The sequence below is a fragment of the Snodgrassella sp. W8132 genome (assembly GCF_016100865.1).
Classification (GTDB): Bacteria; Pseudomonadota; Gammaproteobacteria; order Burkholderiales; family Neisseriaceae; genus Snodgrassella; species Snodgrassella alvi.
On sequence record NZ_JACFRQ010000001.1, the window covers coordinates 253,906 to 270,305 of the forward strand.

Annotated in this window: 15 protein-coding genes; 3 read left to right on the forward strand and 12 right to left on the reverse strand. The window is 45.8% G+C overall.

All coding sequences use genetic code 11. From position 1 onward, the window contains the following. Nucleotides 1–136 precede the first annotated feature (136 nt). On the forward strand, nucleotides 137–877 hold the full coding sequence (fnr, locus tag H3U82_RS01195) for a fumarate/nitrate reduction transcriptional regulator Fnr (protein WP_025331198.1): 741 nt from the start codon (nucleotides 137–139) through the stop codon (nucleotides 875–877). A 128-nt stretch (nucleotides 878–1,005) separates the two neighbouring features. Here fnr and H3U82_RS01200 read toward each other — a convergent pair whose 3' ends face one another. From H3U82_RS01200 to H3U82_RS01220, 5 genes are all read right to left on the reverse strand, one after another. Further along, nucleotides 1,006–1,788 carry a hypothetical protein gene (locus H3U82_RS01200; protein ID WP_025331197.1) on the reverse strand — a complete coding sequence of 261 codons (783 nt, stop codon included), beginning with the start codon at nucleotides 1,786–1,788 and terminating at the stop codon, nucleotides 1,006–1,008. A 67-nt stretch (nucleotides 1,789–1,855) separates the two neighbouring features. Next, nucleotides 1,856–3,172 (reverse strand): FAD-binding oxidoreductase, encoded by a 1,317-nt coding sequence (locus H3U82_RS01205; RefSeq protein ID WP_198208789.1) that lies wholly within the window; start codon nucleotides 3,170–3,172, stop codon nucleotides 1,856–1,858. A gap of 77 nt (nucleotides 3,173–3,249) precedes the next feature. Beyond that, nucleotides 3,250–4,131, reverse strand: a complete 882-nt coding sequence (locus H3U82_RS01210; RefSeq protein ID WP_025331195.1) for an ABC transporter permease subunit — start codon at nucleotides 4,129–4,131, stop codon at nucleotides 3,250–3,252. Continuing rightward, nucleotides 4,124–5,092 carry an ABC transporter permease subunit gene (locus H3U82_RS01215; protein ID WP_078475665.1) on the reverse strand — a complete coding sequence of 323 codons (969 nt, stop codon included), beginning with the start codon at nucleotides 5,090–5,092 and terminating at the stop codon, nucleotides 4,124–4,126. The genes H3U82_RS01210 and H3U82_RS01215 overlap by 8 nt, the downstream gene beginning before the upstream one ends. Before the next feature lie 19 nt (nucleotides 5,093–5,111). Next, entirely contained in the window at nucleotides 5,112–6,242 is a 1,131-nt protein-coding gene (locus H3U82_RS01220) for an ABC transporter ATP-binding protein (protein WP_084552045.1), read from the reverse strand. Between the two features lie 525 nt (nucleotides 6,243–6,767). Here H3U82_RS01220 and coaBC point away from each other — a divergent pair. Together coaBC and dut are read left to right on the forward strand one after the other, a co-directional pair. Further along, nucleotides 6,768–7,964, forward strand: a complete 1,197-nt coding sequence (gene coaBC, locus H3U82_RS01225; protein WP_232336088.1) for a bifunctional phosphopantothenoylcysteine decarboxylase/phosphopantothenate--cysteine ligase CoaBC — start codon at nucleotides 6,768–6,770, stop codon at nucleotides 7,962–7,964. Nucleotides 7,965–8,046: 82 nt separating this feature from the next. Then, nucleotides 8,047–8,508, forward strand: coding sequence for a dUTP diphosphatase (dut, locus tag H3U82_RS01230; protein ID WP_025331191.1), 462 nt, complete (start codon nucleotides 8,047–8,049; stop codon nucleotides 8,506–8,508). Between the two features lie 145 nt (nucleotides 8,509–8,653). On the opposite strand, the gene ppk1 is transcribed toward dut, so the two are convergent. The 7 genes from ppk1 to accC form a co-directional block, all read right to left on the reverse strand. Continuing rightward, a complete protein-coding gene (ppk1, locus tag H3U82_RS01235; RefSeq protein ID WP_084552044.1) occupies nucleotides 8,654–10,714 on the reverse strand; it encodes a polyphosphate kinase 1 in 2,061 nt (686 codons plus the stop codon). Between the two features lie 86 nt (nucleotides 10,715–10,800). Then, nucleotides 10,801–11,415 (reverse strand): serine acetyltransferase, encoded by a 615-nt coding sequence (locus tag H3U82_RS01240; protein ID WP_198208791.1) that lies wholly within the window; start codon nucleotides 11,413–11,415, stop codon nucleotides 10,801–10,803. 6 nt (nucleotides 11,416–11,421) lie between these two features. Continuing rightward, nucleotides 11,422–11,694, reverse strand: a complete 273-nt coding sequence (locus tag H3U82_RS01245; protein ID WP_078475662.1) for an oxidative damage protection protein — start codon at nucleotides 11,692–11,694, stop codon at nucleotides 11,422–11,424. A 62-nt stretch (nucleotides 11,695–11,756) separates the two neighbouring features. After that, nucleotides 11,757–13,094, reverse strand: coding sequence for an amino-acid N-acetyltransferase (gene argA / locus H3U82_RS01250; protein WP_198208793.1), 1,338 nt, complete (start codon nucleotides 13,092–13,094; stop codon nucleotides 11,757–11,759). Next, nucleotides 13,091–13,891, reverse strand: a complete 801-nt coding sequence (locus H3U82_RS01255) for a hypothetical protein (protein ID WP_084547888.1) — start codon at nucleotides 13,889–13,891, stop codon at nucleotides 13,091–13,093. The genes argA and H3U82_RS01255 overlap by 4 nt, the downstream gene beginning before the upstream one ends. A 121-nt stretch (nucleotides 13,892–14,012) precedes the next feature. After that, on the reverse strand, nucleotides 14,013–14,909 hold the full coding sequence (gene prmA, locus H3U82_RS01260) for a 50S ribosomal protein L11 methyltransferase (protein WP_198208795.1): 897 nt from the start codon (nucleotides 14,907–14,909) through the stop codon (nucleotides 14,013–14,015). A gap of 91 nt (nucleotides 14,910–15,000) precedes the next feature. Next, nucleotides 15,001–16,359: an acetyl-CoA carboxylase biotin carboxylase subunit gene (gene accC, locus H3U82_RS01265; RefSeq protein ID WP_025331184.1), complete on the reverse strand. Its 1,359-nt coding sequence runs from the start codon at nucleotides 16,357–16,359 to the stop codon at nucleotides 15,001–15,003. Between the last annotated feature and the right edge of the window lie 41 nt (nucleotides 16,360–16,400).

Here is a 16,400-nt window from a genome sequence, read left to right on the forward strand (position 1 = left end):
CAGGGTCTGAAGGAAATTCAATTCACTTTGTCTATAACAATACTATATTGGATAGTTTTTAAAAAATTGATTTATATCAATATGTTTGTTATATGATGTTCTGGGCAAAGTGTAATCAGTAATTATTAAATATATTATGATTAGATTGTATAAACAGGGTGAAATAGTACAGAAATTATGCGAAAAATGTTCTTTGCATATTCTCTGTATGCCGGTAATGCTTAAAGAGCGGGAACTAACCGATTTAGGAGCGATTATTCGTCAGAGTCGTCGTTTAAAAAAAGGGGAGTATCTGTTTCGTGCCGGTGAACCGTTTGATGCAATATTTGCCATACGAACCGGTTTTTTTAAAACCATGGTTAATAGCCGGGACGGACGAGATCAGGTAACTGGTTTTTTTATGTCAGGTGAGTTATTGGGGCTGGACGGTATTTGTCATAATGTTCATGGCTGTGATGCAGTAGCTCTGGAAGATAGTGAGGTATGTGAGCTACCATTCACTAATATGGAAGATGCCGGTAATATTTTGCCTTCATTACAAATACATTTTTATCGTCTGATGAGTCAGGAAATTCTGCGTACTCAGGAGCTGATGCTGATGCTGGGTAATATGCGTGCAGAAGAGCGTCTGGCTGCGTTTCTGGTGAATTTATCTCATCGTCTGAGTTTTCGTGGTTTTGCTGCAAATGATTTTATTCTGCGTATGTCACGTGAAGAAATTGGCAGCTATCTGGGGCTAAAGCTGGAAACAGTAAGCCGTACTTTGTCTAAATTTCAGCATGAAGGCTGGATAAAAGTTGAGCACAAGCATATTCAGTTATTGGAACCATGGATGTTGCAGAAAATGGTGATGCATTGTCAGCGGGCTGCAAGCTGAATTCAGTTAATGCTTAAAAAAGCTGTAGCATGTTATTGTTGCTACAGCTTTTTTGCTTGATGAGAAAAATTATTTTATATACCTGAGTTTGCAATATCGATCATGATTGTGCGTTAGCCGGGCTTATTTCAGGCGTATCCGGCCATCGCGGCAAGCTTAAGTGTGTCTTTACCATAAAATTTAGCCTTTAGATGACGCATCCAGCGGATTTTATGTAAGCTTTTGTTGACAATACTGCTTACTTCATCAGGTTGATTATGCAGTACGCTATGCCATAATTCTTTAGCCGGAACAGTTACGCCGAATTCCTGCATTAAACGTGCACCTGAGTGCAGATAGCATAGCCAGTCGCGGGAATGGCATTGCGTTAATGTCATCGCGGATAAAGGATCATCTTCGAAATCGATAAAGCCTATGCTGTCCTGATTAATGTAAATCATATTGCGCGCAAAAGTTTCACTCAGGTATTGCTTGCGTTTATGTACATCTTCGATGGCGTTAAGACCAAGCTGCCAGCGTTGCAACAGAAGTTCAGGCTGATGCTTACAGTGTTTCCATTCTTTTTCCAGATTGTGATCGCCAATATGACTAATCATCAGTGCATCCGGTTGTTGCGCCAGAATGGCAGGAACCCGCACTCCTGCTGAGGCCAGAGCCCGCAGACGGGATGCTTCGGTTTGCAGTGCAGGTATTCCGCCCAAATTGGGTACAGGTTGCAGCATGTGAATACCACTTATTTTCTGAGCTATTTTTAATAAGTGATAGCGCCAGGCACTATTGCGTGCACCAGCTTGCCGTACCCATACTTTTTCGCCGTTAGTCAGTATATGGCTTTGCATCAGGCCGGTTTGTATGAGCAGGCACTGTTGTAATGCATGCTGATAAAAGGCAGAAGAGTCGGAAGCGGTCATGAAGCCTGTTGCTTGAATTCAAAAACGGGTATTGATTGTACTATAGTTAAGTTTATAACTCTTAAAATTAAGGTAATAAATCTTTTAGACGGTAATAACCTGTTCCTACCCATTGTATGGGAAGGCGCAGTAAACTGCCACCGGGAAAGTTGTGATGTATAATTTTTTCAAACATGCACAGGCGGCTGTCATCGCCGCTGATTGCCTCAGCAATAATCTGCCCGCCCATACCGGCAGCAGCCACGCCATGTCCTGAAAATCCTTGTAAAAAATAGAGTTGCGGGTTAAGACGCCCGAAATGGGGCAGGCGGTTCATGCTGATATCAACCAGACCACCCCAGGCATAATCAATTTCTGCATCAGCCAGCTGTGGAAATACTTTAAGCATATCACGGCGCATACTCTGAATGAGTTGCTGCCGGCCGGGTTCACGACCGGAATAATTGACTTTACCTCCGAATAACAGGCGTTTGTCTGCACTCAGGCGATAATAATCAAGTACAAAACGGGTATCACATACTGCCATGTTATTTTTGATGAGTTGCTGAGCACGTTCCCCAAGCGGCTGGGTGGCAATCATGTACGTACCTACTGGCAGGATTTTGGCTTCGAGCGCTTTAATAGGTGTCTGCCGGAGGCTGCGGGTAAAGGCATTGACAGCAATCACGAGGTTTTTGGCAATGATATTCCCGTTTGGTGTGGTAATCCGGTATCCGTGCTGCCATGTTTCCAGTGAAAGCATAGGGGAATGTTCAAACAGTAATGCTCCGGCACGGGCAGCTGCACGAGCCAGTCCAAGTAAGTAGTTTAGTGGATGTAAATGTCCGGCCTGATGGTCAAAAATCGCGCCGGTATAGCGTTCACTGGCCAGTTGCTGTTGCAGCTGATTGGAATTCCATACTTCATAATCATGAAAATGATAGTGTTCGGCAGCTTCTTTCACCCATTCAGTTAAGGTACGCAGCTGGCGTGGTCGGATGGCTGCATGAGCGTAACCGCGTTGCCAGTCACAGCTGATTTGGTAGGTTTGAATCTGTTGTTCAATCAGAGTGACAGCTTCACGGCTCCACTGCCAGAGTGTTTGTGCATTTTTCAGTCCGATCATGCCGGCCATATTGCTCATTTCTGCAGCGTAACCATAAATGACCTGACCGCCGTTACGGCCGGAGGCGCCATAACCGATTCGGGCGGCTTCTATAAGTGCTACACTATGCTGCTGTTGTGCCAATGGCAATGCAGTACCGATTCCGCTCAGTCCGCCACCAATGATGCAGGTTTCAACTTCAACAGTACCTGTTAAACTTGGATAGTGGCTGTGGTCATTACAGCTGGCTGTATAGTAGCTGTCAATGCGTTCTGTATCAGGCGGTATGTGGGTAGACATAGTTACATGATTAAACTGATTAGGAAGATGAAAAATTGGCAGCTAACCGAAATCAGATAGCTGCCATGTATGCATTTTTATTTGTTAGCCTCAAGTAACTGGCTCTGTCGATAGGCTTCTGCCATTTCCCGTTCACGTCGGGTATTTTGCCGCATCATGAAGTAATTAATACCTATAACCAATGTACCTACCAGTGCAATGATGATGGTGGCCAGTACATTCATTTGCGGATCCAGCCCCAGTTTGATTTTTGAAAATATAATCATTGGTAAAGTGGAAGAACCCGGACCGGACAGGAATGATGTAATGACTAAATCATCCAGCGACAGCGTAATGGACAGCAGAAAGCCGGATGCAATAGCCGGAGCAATTGAAGGCAGTGTAATCAGAAAAAATACCTTTAATGGCCTCGCACCAAGATCCTTGGCTGCTTCTTCCAGTGACTGATTAAGCTCAGACAAACGTGAGCGGATAATAACAGTTACATAGGCCATACACAGGGTGGTATGACCAAGCCAGATAGTAAAAAAGCCGCGTTCAAAATACAGAAAGCTAAAAACACTGTTTTGCAGCAATATCTGTACCTGAATAATTAACAGCAGCATGGACAAACCGGTAATGATGTCCGGCATAACCATTGGTGCAGAAACCATACCGGCAAACAAGGTATTACCACGGAAACGTTTGATGCGGGCTAGTGCATAGCCGGCAAGTGTTCCCAGAATGACTGCGGCTGCCGCCGAGCACAGAGCAATGCGTACTGAAAGCCACGCAGCATCAAGTATCTGTTCATTCTGTAATAATTTACTGTACCACTGAGTGGAAAAACCTCCCCAGACAGTGACCAGTCGCGAATTGTTGAATGAGTAGATAATCAGGACAACCAAGGGTATATACAGAAATGCCAGCCCCAGAAACAGCATTACTCTGAGAAACCAGGATGATATGTTTTTATGCATGGCTGGCTCCTTCTTCAATTTCCCGGTTTTCATAACGATGGAACAAGGTAATCGGAATCACCAGTAACAGCACCATAATAACAGCAACTGCTGACGCCAGCGGCCAGTTATTCTGATCGAAGAAAGCCTGCCACAGTACTTTACCAATCATCAGATTTTTTGGTCCGCCTATCAGTTCGGGTATCACAAACTCACCAACTGCCGGAATAAAGACCAGCATCGAACCGGAGATAATCCCGGCTTTGGATAGTGGCAGAGTAATGGAAACAAACGCTTTAATAGGACCGGCACCGAGATCGGCAGCGGCTTCCAGCAGGCGGTTGTCCAGTTTTACCAGCTGAGTATACAGAGGCAGAATCATAAAGGGCAGATAGGTATATACCATAACCAGATTCAGTGAGAATGAGTTGTATAGCATATTCATCGGGTTGTTGATGAGTCCCCATTTGATCAGATAAGTATTAATAATACCGTTATGGCCGAGCAGGCTCATCCATGCATATACACGCAGCAGAAATGATGTCCAGAAAGGCAGCATAATGGTAAGCAGCAGACCGTTACGGATTTTTTCCGGTGCCCGGGCGATAGCATAGGCTATCGGATAACCTGCCAGCAAACAGATAAGTGTCGTAGTGAAAGCGGTTTTAATAGATAACCAGTAAGTCAGCAGGTAAATATTATCGCCTAGATTGCCAATAAACATTTGTCCGAGAGAATGCCAGAAATCATTGAAAATATCGGCATAATTCTGGTAGCTGACCAGAATATTTACCCGTCCCATTTCAGCATCTACATGATACAGCGGAGTATAGGGCGGGATAGCAATATCCTGTTCGGCAAAGCTGATTTTAAGTACGATAAAAAACGGGATAAGGAAAAGTACCAGCAGCCAGATATAAGGAATGCCGACAACCAGTCCCTGTGTCGGGCGTAAGCCTTTGAGGCGGTTAAACCAGTTCATGTTTAAGCTCCCGCGCCAATTAATGGGTCAGAGGGCTGGCCTGATTATCCGGCCAGCTGATGTAAACTTTTTCTTCCCAGGTGGGCATCGGAATGTTGTATTGTTCCCAGTATGAGGATAACACCTGACTTTTAATAATTTTGCCGGAAGGCAGCTGGATATGAAAAATACCAAAACTGCCCAGATAAGCAATTTCTTTGACAATTCCGGCTGACCAGTTATATTCCTGCTGAGGTTGCTCGCGATAGATGTTGATATCTTCAGGACGAATAGACAGCCAGATTTTCTGATCTTCCGGTCCGCTGATACCGTGACCAAGATAAACCAGTTGCTGCATTTCTGGGCAGTGAATAATGGTATGGTCGGCACCGTCTTCAGTCACTTTGCCTTCCAGAATATTGGTTTCGCCCATGAATTCAGCTGTAAAGCGGCTATTCGGATAGTCGTAAATATCAGAAGGTGTGCCAACCTGTTGCAACTGTCCGTCCGACATGATGGCAATACGTGAAGCCATTGTCATGGCTTCTTCCTGATCATGGGTAACCATAATACAGGTAGCACCTACTTTTTCGAGAGTATTCACCAGTTCAAGCTGGGTTTGCTGACGCAGTTTTTTGTCCAAAGCACCCAGAGGCTCATCCAGTAACAGCAATTTAGGGCGTTTTGCCAGACTGCGTGCCAGCGCAACGCGTTGCTGCTGACCACCGGAAAGCTGGTGTGGTTTGCGTTTGGCGTATTTGCTCATTTGTACCAGACGCAGCATTTCTTCCACCCGCGCACTGATTTCATCTTTGGGCAGTTTGTCCTGCTTTAGTCCGAAAGCGATGTTTTGTTCGACCGTCATATGCGGAAACAGGGCATAGCTCTGAAACATCATATTGATAGGGCGGTCGTAGGGTTGTAATTTAGTAATATCTTCACCATCAAGGATAATCTGTCCCTGAGTTGGTGTTTCCATACCGGCAAGCATGCGTAATAAAGTCGATTTACCGCTGCCGGAGCTGCCGAGCAAGGCGAATATTTCGTTTTTTTTGATGGTCAGATTAATATGGTCTACAGCGTAATTATCGCCATAGGTTTTGACGATGTCTTTAATCTGTAAGTAATGTGCTGGATCGGCACCGGGTCTGGTGGTTGCGTTTTCGCTCATAATTAAAGGTTACTCCAGAAAAATCGTTCCAGCCAATGCTCGGCATATGGATGTTTACTGTAATGTTTAAAGAACGGTGCAAAAACGATTCTGCTCCTGCTTTAGGGGACGCATTGTATGCAAGCATTTAGTATGGGGCAATGAAATTTAAGTGTTAATACGTTTAAATTCTCCACTTAGAGTATAACTTTGTATGTAAACAGGGATTTAGCGGTACTTTTTAAATTGAATAAAATTTTGTTAGGATTGAGCTAAAGTACGGTCTGACAGAGAACATGCTGTCTGGCAGGCTGAATATTGCCTAGTGTATCATGTAATTATTGGCTGCTATATTCATTTAAACCTGATCTACTCAGCGGTTGTATCTGATAATGAGATTGTACTGATTTCAATTATAAAATGTGAATATGAGTATAAATGGATTATGCAAAAAATTTTCCTTATAATCAAATAGTTTGTTTTATTTTTTTTCTGACTGGGTTAAATGAAAATTCGGTAGATATCTGTTTACGGCCGGTCATGACGATGGATGTAAAAGTAATGAAGAAAAAGGTGTTGCTGGGTATTTGTGGTGGTATTGCCGCATATAAATGTTGTGAACTGGTGCGGCTGCTTAAAAAAGCAGGACATCAGGTTAATGTTGTGATGACACAGGCAGCTACTGATTTTGTCAGTCCCACTACTTTTCAGGCACTGAGCGGAGAACCGGTATTGCTGGATACCCATGATGCTGCCGGCGGCAACGGGATGGCTCATATCAATCTGAGTCGTCAGGCAGATGTGATGCTGATTGCGCCGGCTTCTGCCAATACGCTGGCGAAAATTGCGCACGGAATGGCTGATAATCTGCTGACAACTCTGATAGCAGCCCGTACCTGTCCGCTGGCTGTTGCGCCGGCAATGAATGTACAGATGTGGAATAATCCGGCTAATCAGCGCAATCTGGCTTTATTACGTCAGGATCAGATAAAAATACTCGGACCGGCAGTTGGTGAGCAGGCCTGCGGCGAAACTGGCAGCGGACGCATGCTGGAAGCGGCTGAACTGGCGGAATTGCTGGCAGATGTCTGGACACTGCCGGTGCTGGCTGGTAAACGGGTACTGATTACGACAGGGGCAACCTTTGAAGCCATTGATCCGGTACGCGGTATTACCAATATTTCCAGCGGACAGATGGGTATGGCTCTGGCGCGTGCCTGTCGTGCGGCCGGAGCAAGTGTATCTTTGGTATACGGACAGATTAATACCTCAATGGCAGCAGGGCTGGCTTATTCTGAACAGGCTGTCAGCGCAGATTCTATGCTGAATGCAGTCGAGCGTTTATTGCCACAGCAGGATGTGTTTATTTCTGTAGCAGCAGTGGCTGATTACAAAGTAAAAAACCGCAGTGTGCAAAAACTGAAAAAACAGCCGGGGCAGGCTGTTCCTGTAATCGAACTGACTGAAAATGCCGATATACTGGCAACCGTAGCCAGCCGGCCGGATGCTCCTTTCTGTGTCGGCTTTGCTGCAGAAAGTGAGCATGTTCTGGAACATGCGCGTGTTAAACGGCTGAAAAAAGGTGTACCGTTACTGGTAGCCAATGATGTGAGTCAGGCTATGGGTAAAACGACCAATCAGGTAATTTTACTTGATGACGAGCAGGAAATGGCTTTGCCGCAAATGAGTAAAGCGGATACGGCCGCGGCTATTGTTGAACGGCTGGCACAATTATTGCCGTGACAGCAAAAGACTGTTACTGATGTGTTATAAGGGCTTGCTGTCCTGATATTTTTAATGATCTATTATTTAAAGACTGGTTTTTATGAGTGCTTCTGAGTTATCTGTACAAATTAAAATATTACATCCGTCAATGGCAGAACAATTACCTGAATATGCGACGATTGGTTCGGCCGGGCTGGATTTACGTGCCTGTATTGAAGCACCGGTTACTTTGCAGCCGGGAGAAAGTTTTCTGCTACCGACCGGACTGGCCATACATCTGGCTGATCCGGGATATGCAGCTCTGATATTGCCGCGTTCCGGTTTAGGGCATAAACATGGAATTGTACTGGGTAATCTGGTTGGTTTAATTGATTCGGATTATCAGGGAGAATTAAAAGTATCGTTGTGGAATCGCAGTCAGGAAGCGTATGTGATTGAACCTCTGGCACGGATTGCTCAGATGATTATTGTGCCGGTTATGCAGGCAGCTTTTACCGTGGTTGATGAATTTACGCAAACCAGCCGCGGAGAAGGCGGTTTTGGTAGTACCGGACATCAGTAATTTTTATTTAAGCAAACGAAAAGCAAGGTATCCGGATGGATAACCTTGCTTTTTTTGCCATGGCACTGGCTACAACTGCTTACTACACAATTAATTCAGCATTCTGACCGGCCATTCGGTAGTTTTAGGTTTGAAACCAGTATTATTACTGGCGATAACGCTCAATAAGCATATTCTGCATATTGGTTACTGACTCTTTCTCTGCTGGTTTAATGCGCTCATACTGGCCATCCGGCTGCATTAGCCATGCACACTGATTATCAGCCAGCGCAAGCATCAGAGTTTCCTTGATTATACGTTGTTTTAGCTCAGGTGTTTCAATCGGTGTGCAAATTTCTACACGACGGAAAAGATTTCGTCCCATCCAGTCGGCGCTGGATATCCATAGTTTAGAATCACCGCCATTTTCAAAATAAAATACTCGCGCATGTTCCAGCAGCCGGCCGACTATAGAACGTACCCGGATATTTTCTGATAAGCCTTTAACACCCGGTCGCAGCACACATATTCCGCGTACTATCAGCTCAATTTGTACACCGGCCTGGCTGGCTGTATATAGGGCATCGACAATAGAAGGCTCAACTAGTGCGTTCATTTTAGCAATAATACGAGCTGTTTTGCCGGCTTTTGCCTGCTCAATTTCGTTATTAATGCTGTTGAGAAGCATTTTGTGCAGAGTAAATGGGCTTTGTGCTATTTTATGCAGATTATTGGGTTGTCCCAGACCGGTGATTTCCATAAATACGGTATTAACATCCACGCTGATATCCTGATTGCAGGTCATCAGACCCAGATCAGTATAAATACGGCTGGTGCCCTGATGATAATTACCTGTACTGACATGAGCGTAGCGTTTCAGCCTTCCGTCTTCACGACGGACTATCAGTGCCATTTTGGCATGAACTTTATAACCGAAGACTCCGTATACGACATGGGCGCCGGCAGCTTCGAGCTGACCTGCCCAGTTTAGATTAGTTTCTTCATCAAAACGGGCCATCAGCTCAACCACCACAGTAACCTGTTTGCCTGTCAGTGCTGCTTTCATCAGTGCTTTTACCAGGTCAGAGTTACTGCCAGTGCGGTAAATGGTCATTTTTATTGCAATAACCTGAGGGTCATCAGCTGCCTGCTGAATCAGACGAACTGTAGGTTCGAAAGACTGATAGGGATGATAGAGTAAAATATCGCGCTGGCTGATAATGCTAAACATATCGCGATTTTTATTCAGAATGGCCGGTGTGCCGGGAATAAATGGCGGAAATTTTAAATCATTGCGTTCAACCATATCCGGTACGGCCATTAGTCGTACCAGATTTACCGGACCGTTTACCCGGTACAATTCGTCGCGCCCCAGATGAAAATGACTAAGCAGGAAATCGTAAACGTGTGCTGGACAATTATCGGCTACTTCCAGCCGGACACCATCTCCATATTGTCTTCCCTGTAATTCACCGGCAATTGCCGTGCGCAGATTTTCCAGATCTTCTTCATCAACACTTAAGTCGCTGTCGCGGGTAAGGCGAAACTGATAGCAGCCTTTAACGCTCATTCCAGTGAAGAGTGTATGCACATGAGCATGCAGGATTGACGACAGAAATACAAAACCATCATGCCCGTCACATAATTCCTTAGGCATTTTCAGTACTCTTGGCAAAATACGCGGAGCCTGAACGATGGCCATGCCGCCGGTACGCCCAAAAGCATCTTTACCTTCCAGTTCTACTGCAAAATTCAGTGATTTATTCAGTAAGCGCGGAAAAGGGTGCGAAGGATCGAGTCCGATAGGGGTCAGAATAGGTAACAATTCATGCCGGAAGTAATCAGCCACCCACTGGCGTTGTGCCTCACTCCATTCACTGCGCGGATAAAAAGATATGCCTTCACTACGCAGTGCCGGAATCAGCTCATCGTTAAACAATCTGTATTGCTCGGCAATAATGGCGTGAGCTTCTTCGGTTACATTGGCAATGACTGTATCCGGCAGTTCGCCATTGGCCAGAGGAATATGTGGCGAAAGTTCACGGGTACGCCGCAGCCATGCCATCCGTACTTCAAAAAATTCATCCAGATTGGAAGAAACGATACATAAAAACCGTAAACGTTCGAGTAAGGGTACCTGTGTATCCTGCGCCTGTGCCAGAACGCGACGATTGAAAGCCAGCAGGCTAAGTTCACGGCAAAGTAGATGTGGCTGAATTTCGGACATTGGCTATACCTGTAACTGTCATTAAGGGTAAGAATTTGTCAGTCTGGTGTTAATGTTACTAACATTGGCACTGTTTTGCTGGCAGGTCAAGCTTCATTTGTATTTTCTGGCGGCCAGCGGTTGTGGATATATTGTCCCGGGTTCTGGTAGTTCAGTACTTTAGCGTAATTGCCGGCAGCAGTGGCATTTGCCGGAATATTTTTAGTCACAACACTGCCGGCGCCAATAGTGGCATTGTCACCAATCTGTACATTTTCAATCAGATTACAGTTGGGTCCGATGTAGACGTTATTACCGATACAGGCTGCGGGTCCGTTGTTAGCGCCAATTACTGTGTAGGGAGAAAGATTGACATTGTTACCCAGTCGGGCACTGCTATTGATAATCAGCGGGCCGCCATGACCAATGTACAAACCATAACCCACTGCTGTGCGCGGGCTGATAATGATGCCGCTGCGGCGTTTTTGCCATGCATACATGGGATAGGCAAGTTTGCGCCATATTCCCGGTACGGAGGCCAGCCTGAGCCAGAAAGTAAAGCGGAAACCCCGGTTAAACAGATAATGACGAATAAAACTAGACCAGTCTGTACGGCCGCTATAACGAAACAAATCACTTTTAATAAGCTGGATAACCATAAAACAGTGCAAAAATGTCGGGAAAATAAAAGGCTGTTCGTCTCTGTGAAATCGAACAGCCATTAGTTTTTATTCCTGAGGCGGTGTATAACCACTGATTTGGTCGGCACCCTCGCCGAAGAAATAATTTTCCATTTGCTGAGTAATGTACTGACGGGCGCGGGGGTCGGCCAGACTAAGGCGGTTTTCATTAATAATCATGGTTTGATAACGTAACCAGCCATCCCAGGCTTCCTGTGATACATTATCGTATATGCGTTTACCCAGTTCATTGGGAAATGGCGGAAATTTTAATCCGGGCGCTTCTTTGCCCAGTTTAACGCAATGCACCATATGGCTCATGTGTTTTCCTTCGTGTCATTCAGGGAAAAATACAGATTGTAAAATATTTTGCAGGAGTTGGTTTAAAGCTGGCGGCAAAATATTTTCGACTGGCGTTTGTTACTGGTGTACTGTTGCTGCCGCTCTGATGGTAACTGTTCCAGATGAGCACTGATAAATCCGCGTTCAACAAACCAGTCGCCGGTATGTGTGCTCAGAGCAAACAGTTCTTTTAGCTGTAATTGCTGTGCCTGTTTAATAACATGAGTCAGCAGCAGTTCTCCGTAGCCGCGGGCGCGGGCATTCGGTGAAACAATCAGACAGGCCAGCTCACCGGCATTTGCTTCAGGATAAACATGTAAAGCGACACAGCCATAGACATAACAATCCTGCTCCAGCACAGAAAATTCATGAATATGGTTTTCCATGTACTCACTGTCACGCGGTAATAAAATACCGGCGGCTTCCAGTGGCGCAATCAGTTGCAGGATATCACCGATATCTTTATTGGCAGCCGGCCGGATACGCATAAAGGGCGCTTTAGCCATGGCTGTGCCGCTGCCTTCACGGGTAAATAATTCCTGTAACAGGCTGCCATCCTGCAGACCGGACAGTACATGCACCCGCTGAACACCGTGTTCAAGTACATGTGCTGCTGTTTGTAACAGCTCTGTCTGGCGTCTGCTTCCGGTGTTTTGTGCCAGCAGACTGGCAATTTCAACACAGTTCAGTTCACTGATGGTCTGTTGCCGTTCATCCAGTAAACCCTGCTGTGTGCCCAGAAAGATGAGTTTTTCTGCGCTGATGGCTTCTGCTACAGCTTGGGCAACTTCATTTACCTGCAAACGATATGACTGACCGCTAAGCGAATGTCCGATCGGGCTGATTAATACCAGCTGATTGTGAGCCAGACGCTCTTCGATAGCGGCCGAATCTACTTTACGGACACAGCCGCTGTAGCCCATATCTGTTCCGTTAATTACGCCCAGCGGCTTGGCGCGCAGGAAATTGCCGGCAGCAATACGCAGGTTCGGAGTGCTGTGCTCCATAACCTGTGTAGGTATCATAGATAGAGCTGCTTCCAGATTGAAGCGTGCAATTCCGCTGGCCTGTTTGACTAACTCCAGAGCAGCATTATCCGTAACCGGATTTTCATCTATGCTGATTGCAGTATCACTGCCGGCTATGGCCTGAATATACTGGCTGCACCCGTGAATAAGAACCAGCCTCATACCGAGGCTGGTTAATAAAAGTATATCGGCGGCCAGTGCTGCGAGTTTGTCGCTTACCAGAACATGGCTACTGATTGCTAAAACAAGCGTTTTACCATTCAGATGGTGGATATAGGGTGAGGCCTGACGAAAGTCGTGAACAAACTGATTACTCTTAAAAGTTTCTTGATTACCTGCATGAATGTTCATTTTACTGCCATTAAATAAAATAACTGCATCATCAGTACAGTTAACGCAACAATGGTTGCCAGAGTCCAGTTAAATTCTTTGGACAGTTTATCCTGCTGATGATGTAAAAATTCGGTTTTGGCATGGATGGCATCGGTTTTTTCGATTGCATCATTAAGCAGTAATGGTACATCTGCCTGATTTGGATTGTCATTAGGCAGTAAGGTAAAAACAAGATTATTCAGGTTATTCACATTACTGTTCATGGAGATGCTGGTGGTGTTTTCTTCAGGCACATGGACTGGTGTATTGACTATTGGCGGAGCTTCTTTTACCGGCTCTGCTACAGGTGGCGGGTTGCGCAGTAATTCACTGCTGGCTAGCTGCGGCTGCGGCGCAGACGAATGTTCCGGTTCCGGTTCGATTACCGTTGGCACGCGGATTTCAACTTTATTGGCTACTTGATTTAATAAAGTATTCAGATTCGGTCTTTTATCAATAACCGCAGTATTTTTTGGTGTTGGTGCACTGGTAAATATCTGACTCTGGGCATTTCTGCTGTTGGTCTGATTTAAATTCAGAGCATTTTGCAGTAAATCCATTACTTCACTGGCACTGGGTACCTGTTGTCCGGAAGCAGCCGTATTATTTTTGCTTCCGGCCGGCGGGGTGACATTTTTATTCGTACGGATTTTGGATACAACAGTAAATCTGTGCCGGCATTGTTCACACACAACACGTCCTCCGTCACGTGGCGGTGTTGCTACGATATTTTCTGCATGGCATTTAGGACAAATAACAGTAATTGTTTTAGACATGATTTTTCAGCAAACCAAATAGTTAAAAAGGAGGCAATTAAGTACTGTCAGAAGCAGATAGCCGTGTTATCGCATTAGCATGTCATGCCGGTATTTTCAGATAAATAGCAGAACCGGACAATTATGCTCTTTTACGGCCACTAATACATACCCACCCGTCCAGTGTTTTAGGTGAGTTCAAATCAAACCACTGACGATATATTCCACTGAGCTCTTCTGTTTGTTCTGCCAGAATACCTGACAGGACAATTTCACCGCCGGTACGGGTACGTTCTGCCAGCATTTGAGCCAGCATGCGTAACGGATTAGCCAGAATATTTGCAACAACGATGTCAAATTTCTGACCGGCTGGCAAATTATCCGGAAGATAAAATTCAGCACTGACCTGATTTTGTGCAGCATTATCCTGACTGGCACGGATTGCCTGCGGATCAATGTCTACACCACAGGCACGGCCGACACCCAGTTTCAGTGCGGCAATCGTCAGAATACCTGAACCACAGCCATAATCCAGCAGAGTTTCACCGCTGCGCACATGCTTATCCAGCCATTGCAGACACAGCCGGGTAGTGGGGTGACTCCCGGTACCGAAAGCCAGTCCCGGATCCAGTTGCAGATTGATGACCCCCGGTTCAGTTGGCTGGTTATGCCATGATGGCGTAATCCATAAGCGCGAAGAAATCTGAATCGGGTCGAACTGAGACTGGGTCAGCCGTACCCAGTCCTGCTCAGGAATGGTTTCAAGATAGTACTGTGGTTTGGCAATCGCACATTCCTGTGCCGCTGTAGAGACAACGGAATCAATATCAGTATTTTCATCAAACAGTGCCACAATGTTACTTTGCTGCCACACCTGTTCAGTGGGCATATCAGGTTCGCCAAAAATCGGCTGTTCATTATCATTGCCGGCATTGGCATCTTCAATAGCTGTACTTAATGCGCCGTTTTCAATCAGTACATCGGAGAGCTTATCCACCTGATCTTGTGTAACTGTAATAACAACTTGTTGGTAGTGCATGGCTTTTTTACCGTAACTGGATGTTTTATAAAACTTCAGGCAGCCACCGCGGCTGCCTGCAAACAAAAGCGCAATGTATGCTTATTGTAAATTATTTTTGTGATTCTTTGTGTTTTTGTAACCATTGTTCAAGATAATGAATACTTTCACCACCATGAATGAAACCCGGATCAGCAAAAATATCACGGTGCAGGTTGGTATTGGTTTTAATACCGGTGATGGCCAGCTCCTGCAGGGCAACACGCATTTTGGCGATAGCTTCATTACGATCACGCCCGTGGGTACAAACCTTACCAATCATGCTATCGTAATAAGGAGGTACGGTATAGCCCTGATAAATATGGCTGTCAATGCGCACACCGTTACCACCGGGCTGATGGCAGCTGGTAATCAGGCCGGGGCTGGGAACAAAAGTATACGGGTCTTCGGCATTAATCCGGCATTCAAAAGCATGTCCTTGTAAACGGATATCTGCCTGAGTGTAGGATAGAGGCAGACCGGAAGCTACACGGATTTGCTCCTGCACAATATCCACACCGGTAATCAGCTCAGTAATAGCATGCTCAACCTGTACACGGGTATTCATTTCAATGAAGAAGAACTCACCATCTTCATACAGAAATTCAAATGTACCTGCACCACGGTAGCCGATGCGCTGACATGCAGCCACACACGCGCTACCAATACGTTCGCGTTCTTCCGCAGTGATAAATGGCGCCGGTGCTTCTTCAATGACTTTCTGATGGCGGCGCTGCATAGAGCAGTCACGCTCACCCAGATAAATGGCATTGCCATGTTCATCACACAGTACCTGAATTTCAATATGGCGCGGTTTCTGCAGATAACGCTCCATATACACGGCAGGATTACCAAAAGCAGCACCGGCTTCAGTACGGGTCATTTCTACTGCGGCCAGTAAATCCTCAGCCTTTTCAACTACGCGCATACCGCGACCGCCGCCGCCGCCTGATGCTTTAATAATGACCGGATAGCCTACCGCAGCACCGATTTTTTCAATTTCCTGCGGATCTTCCGGTAATGCACCATCTGAACCGGGTACACAGGGAACACCGGCAGCCTGCATCGCCTTTTTCGCAGAAACTTTGTCGCCCATCTGACGTATGGTTTCCGGACGCGGACCGATAAAAACGAAACCGGACTGCTCCACCTGTTCTGCAAAACCATCATTTTCTGCCAGAAATCCATAACCGGGGTGAATGGCATCAGCATCGGTAACTTCAGCAGCGGAAATCAGAGCAGGGATATTCAGGTAACTTTGGGCGGAACTGGCCGGACCAATACAAACAGATTCATCAGCCAGCTTAACGTGCAGAGCATCACTGTCGGCTTCTGAATGCACAGCCACGGTTGCAATACCCATTTCATGGCAGGCGCGCAGAATGCGCAGCGCAATTTCGCCACGATTGGCAATAAGAACTTTTTTTAACATGAGGCAGTACCTTGTAAAAAAGGGGAGTTATGACTGATATT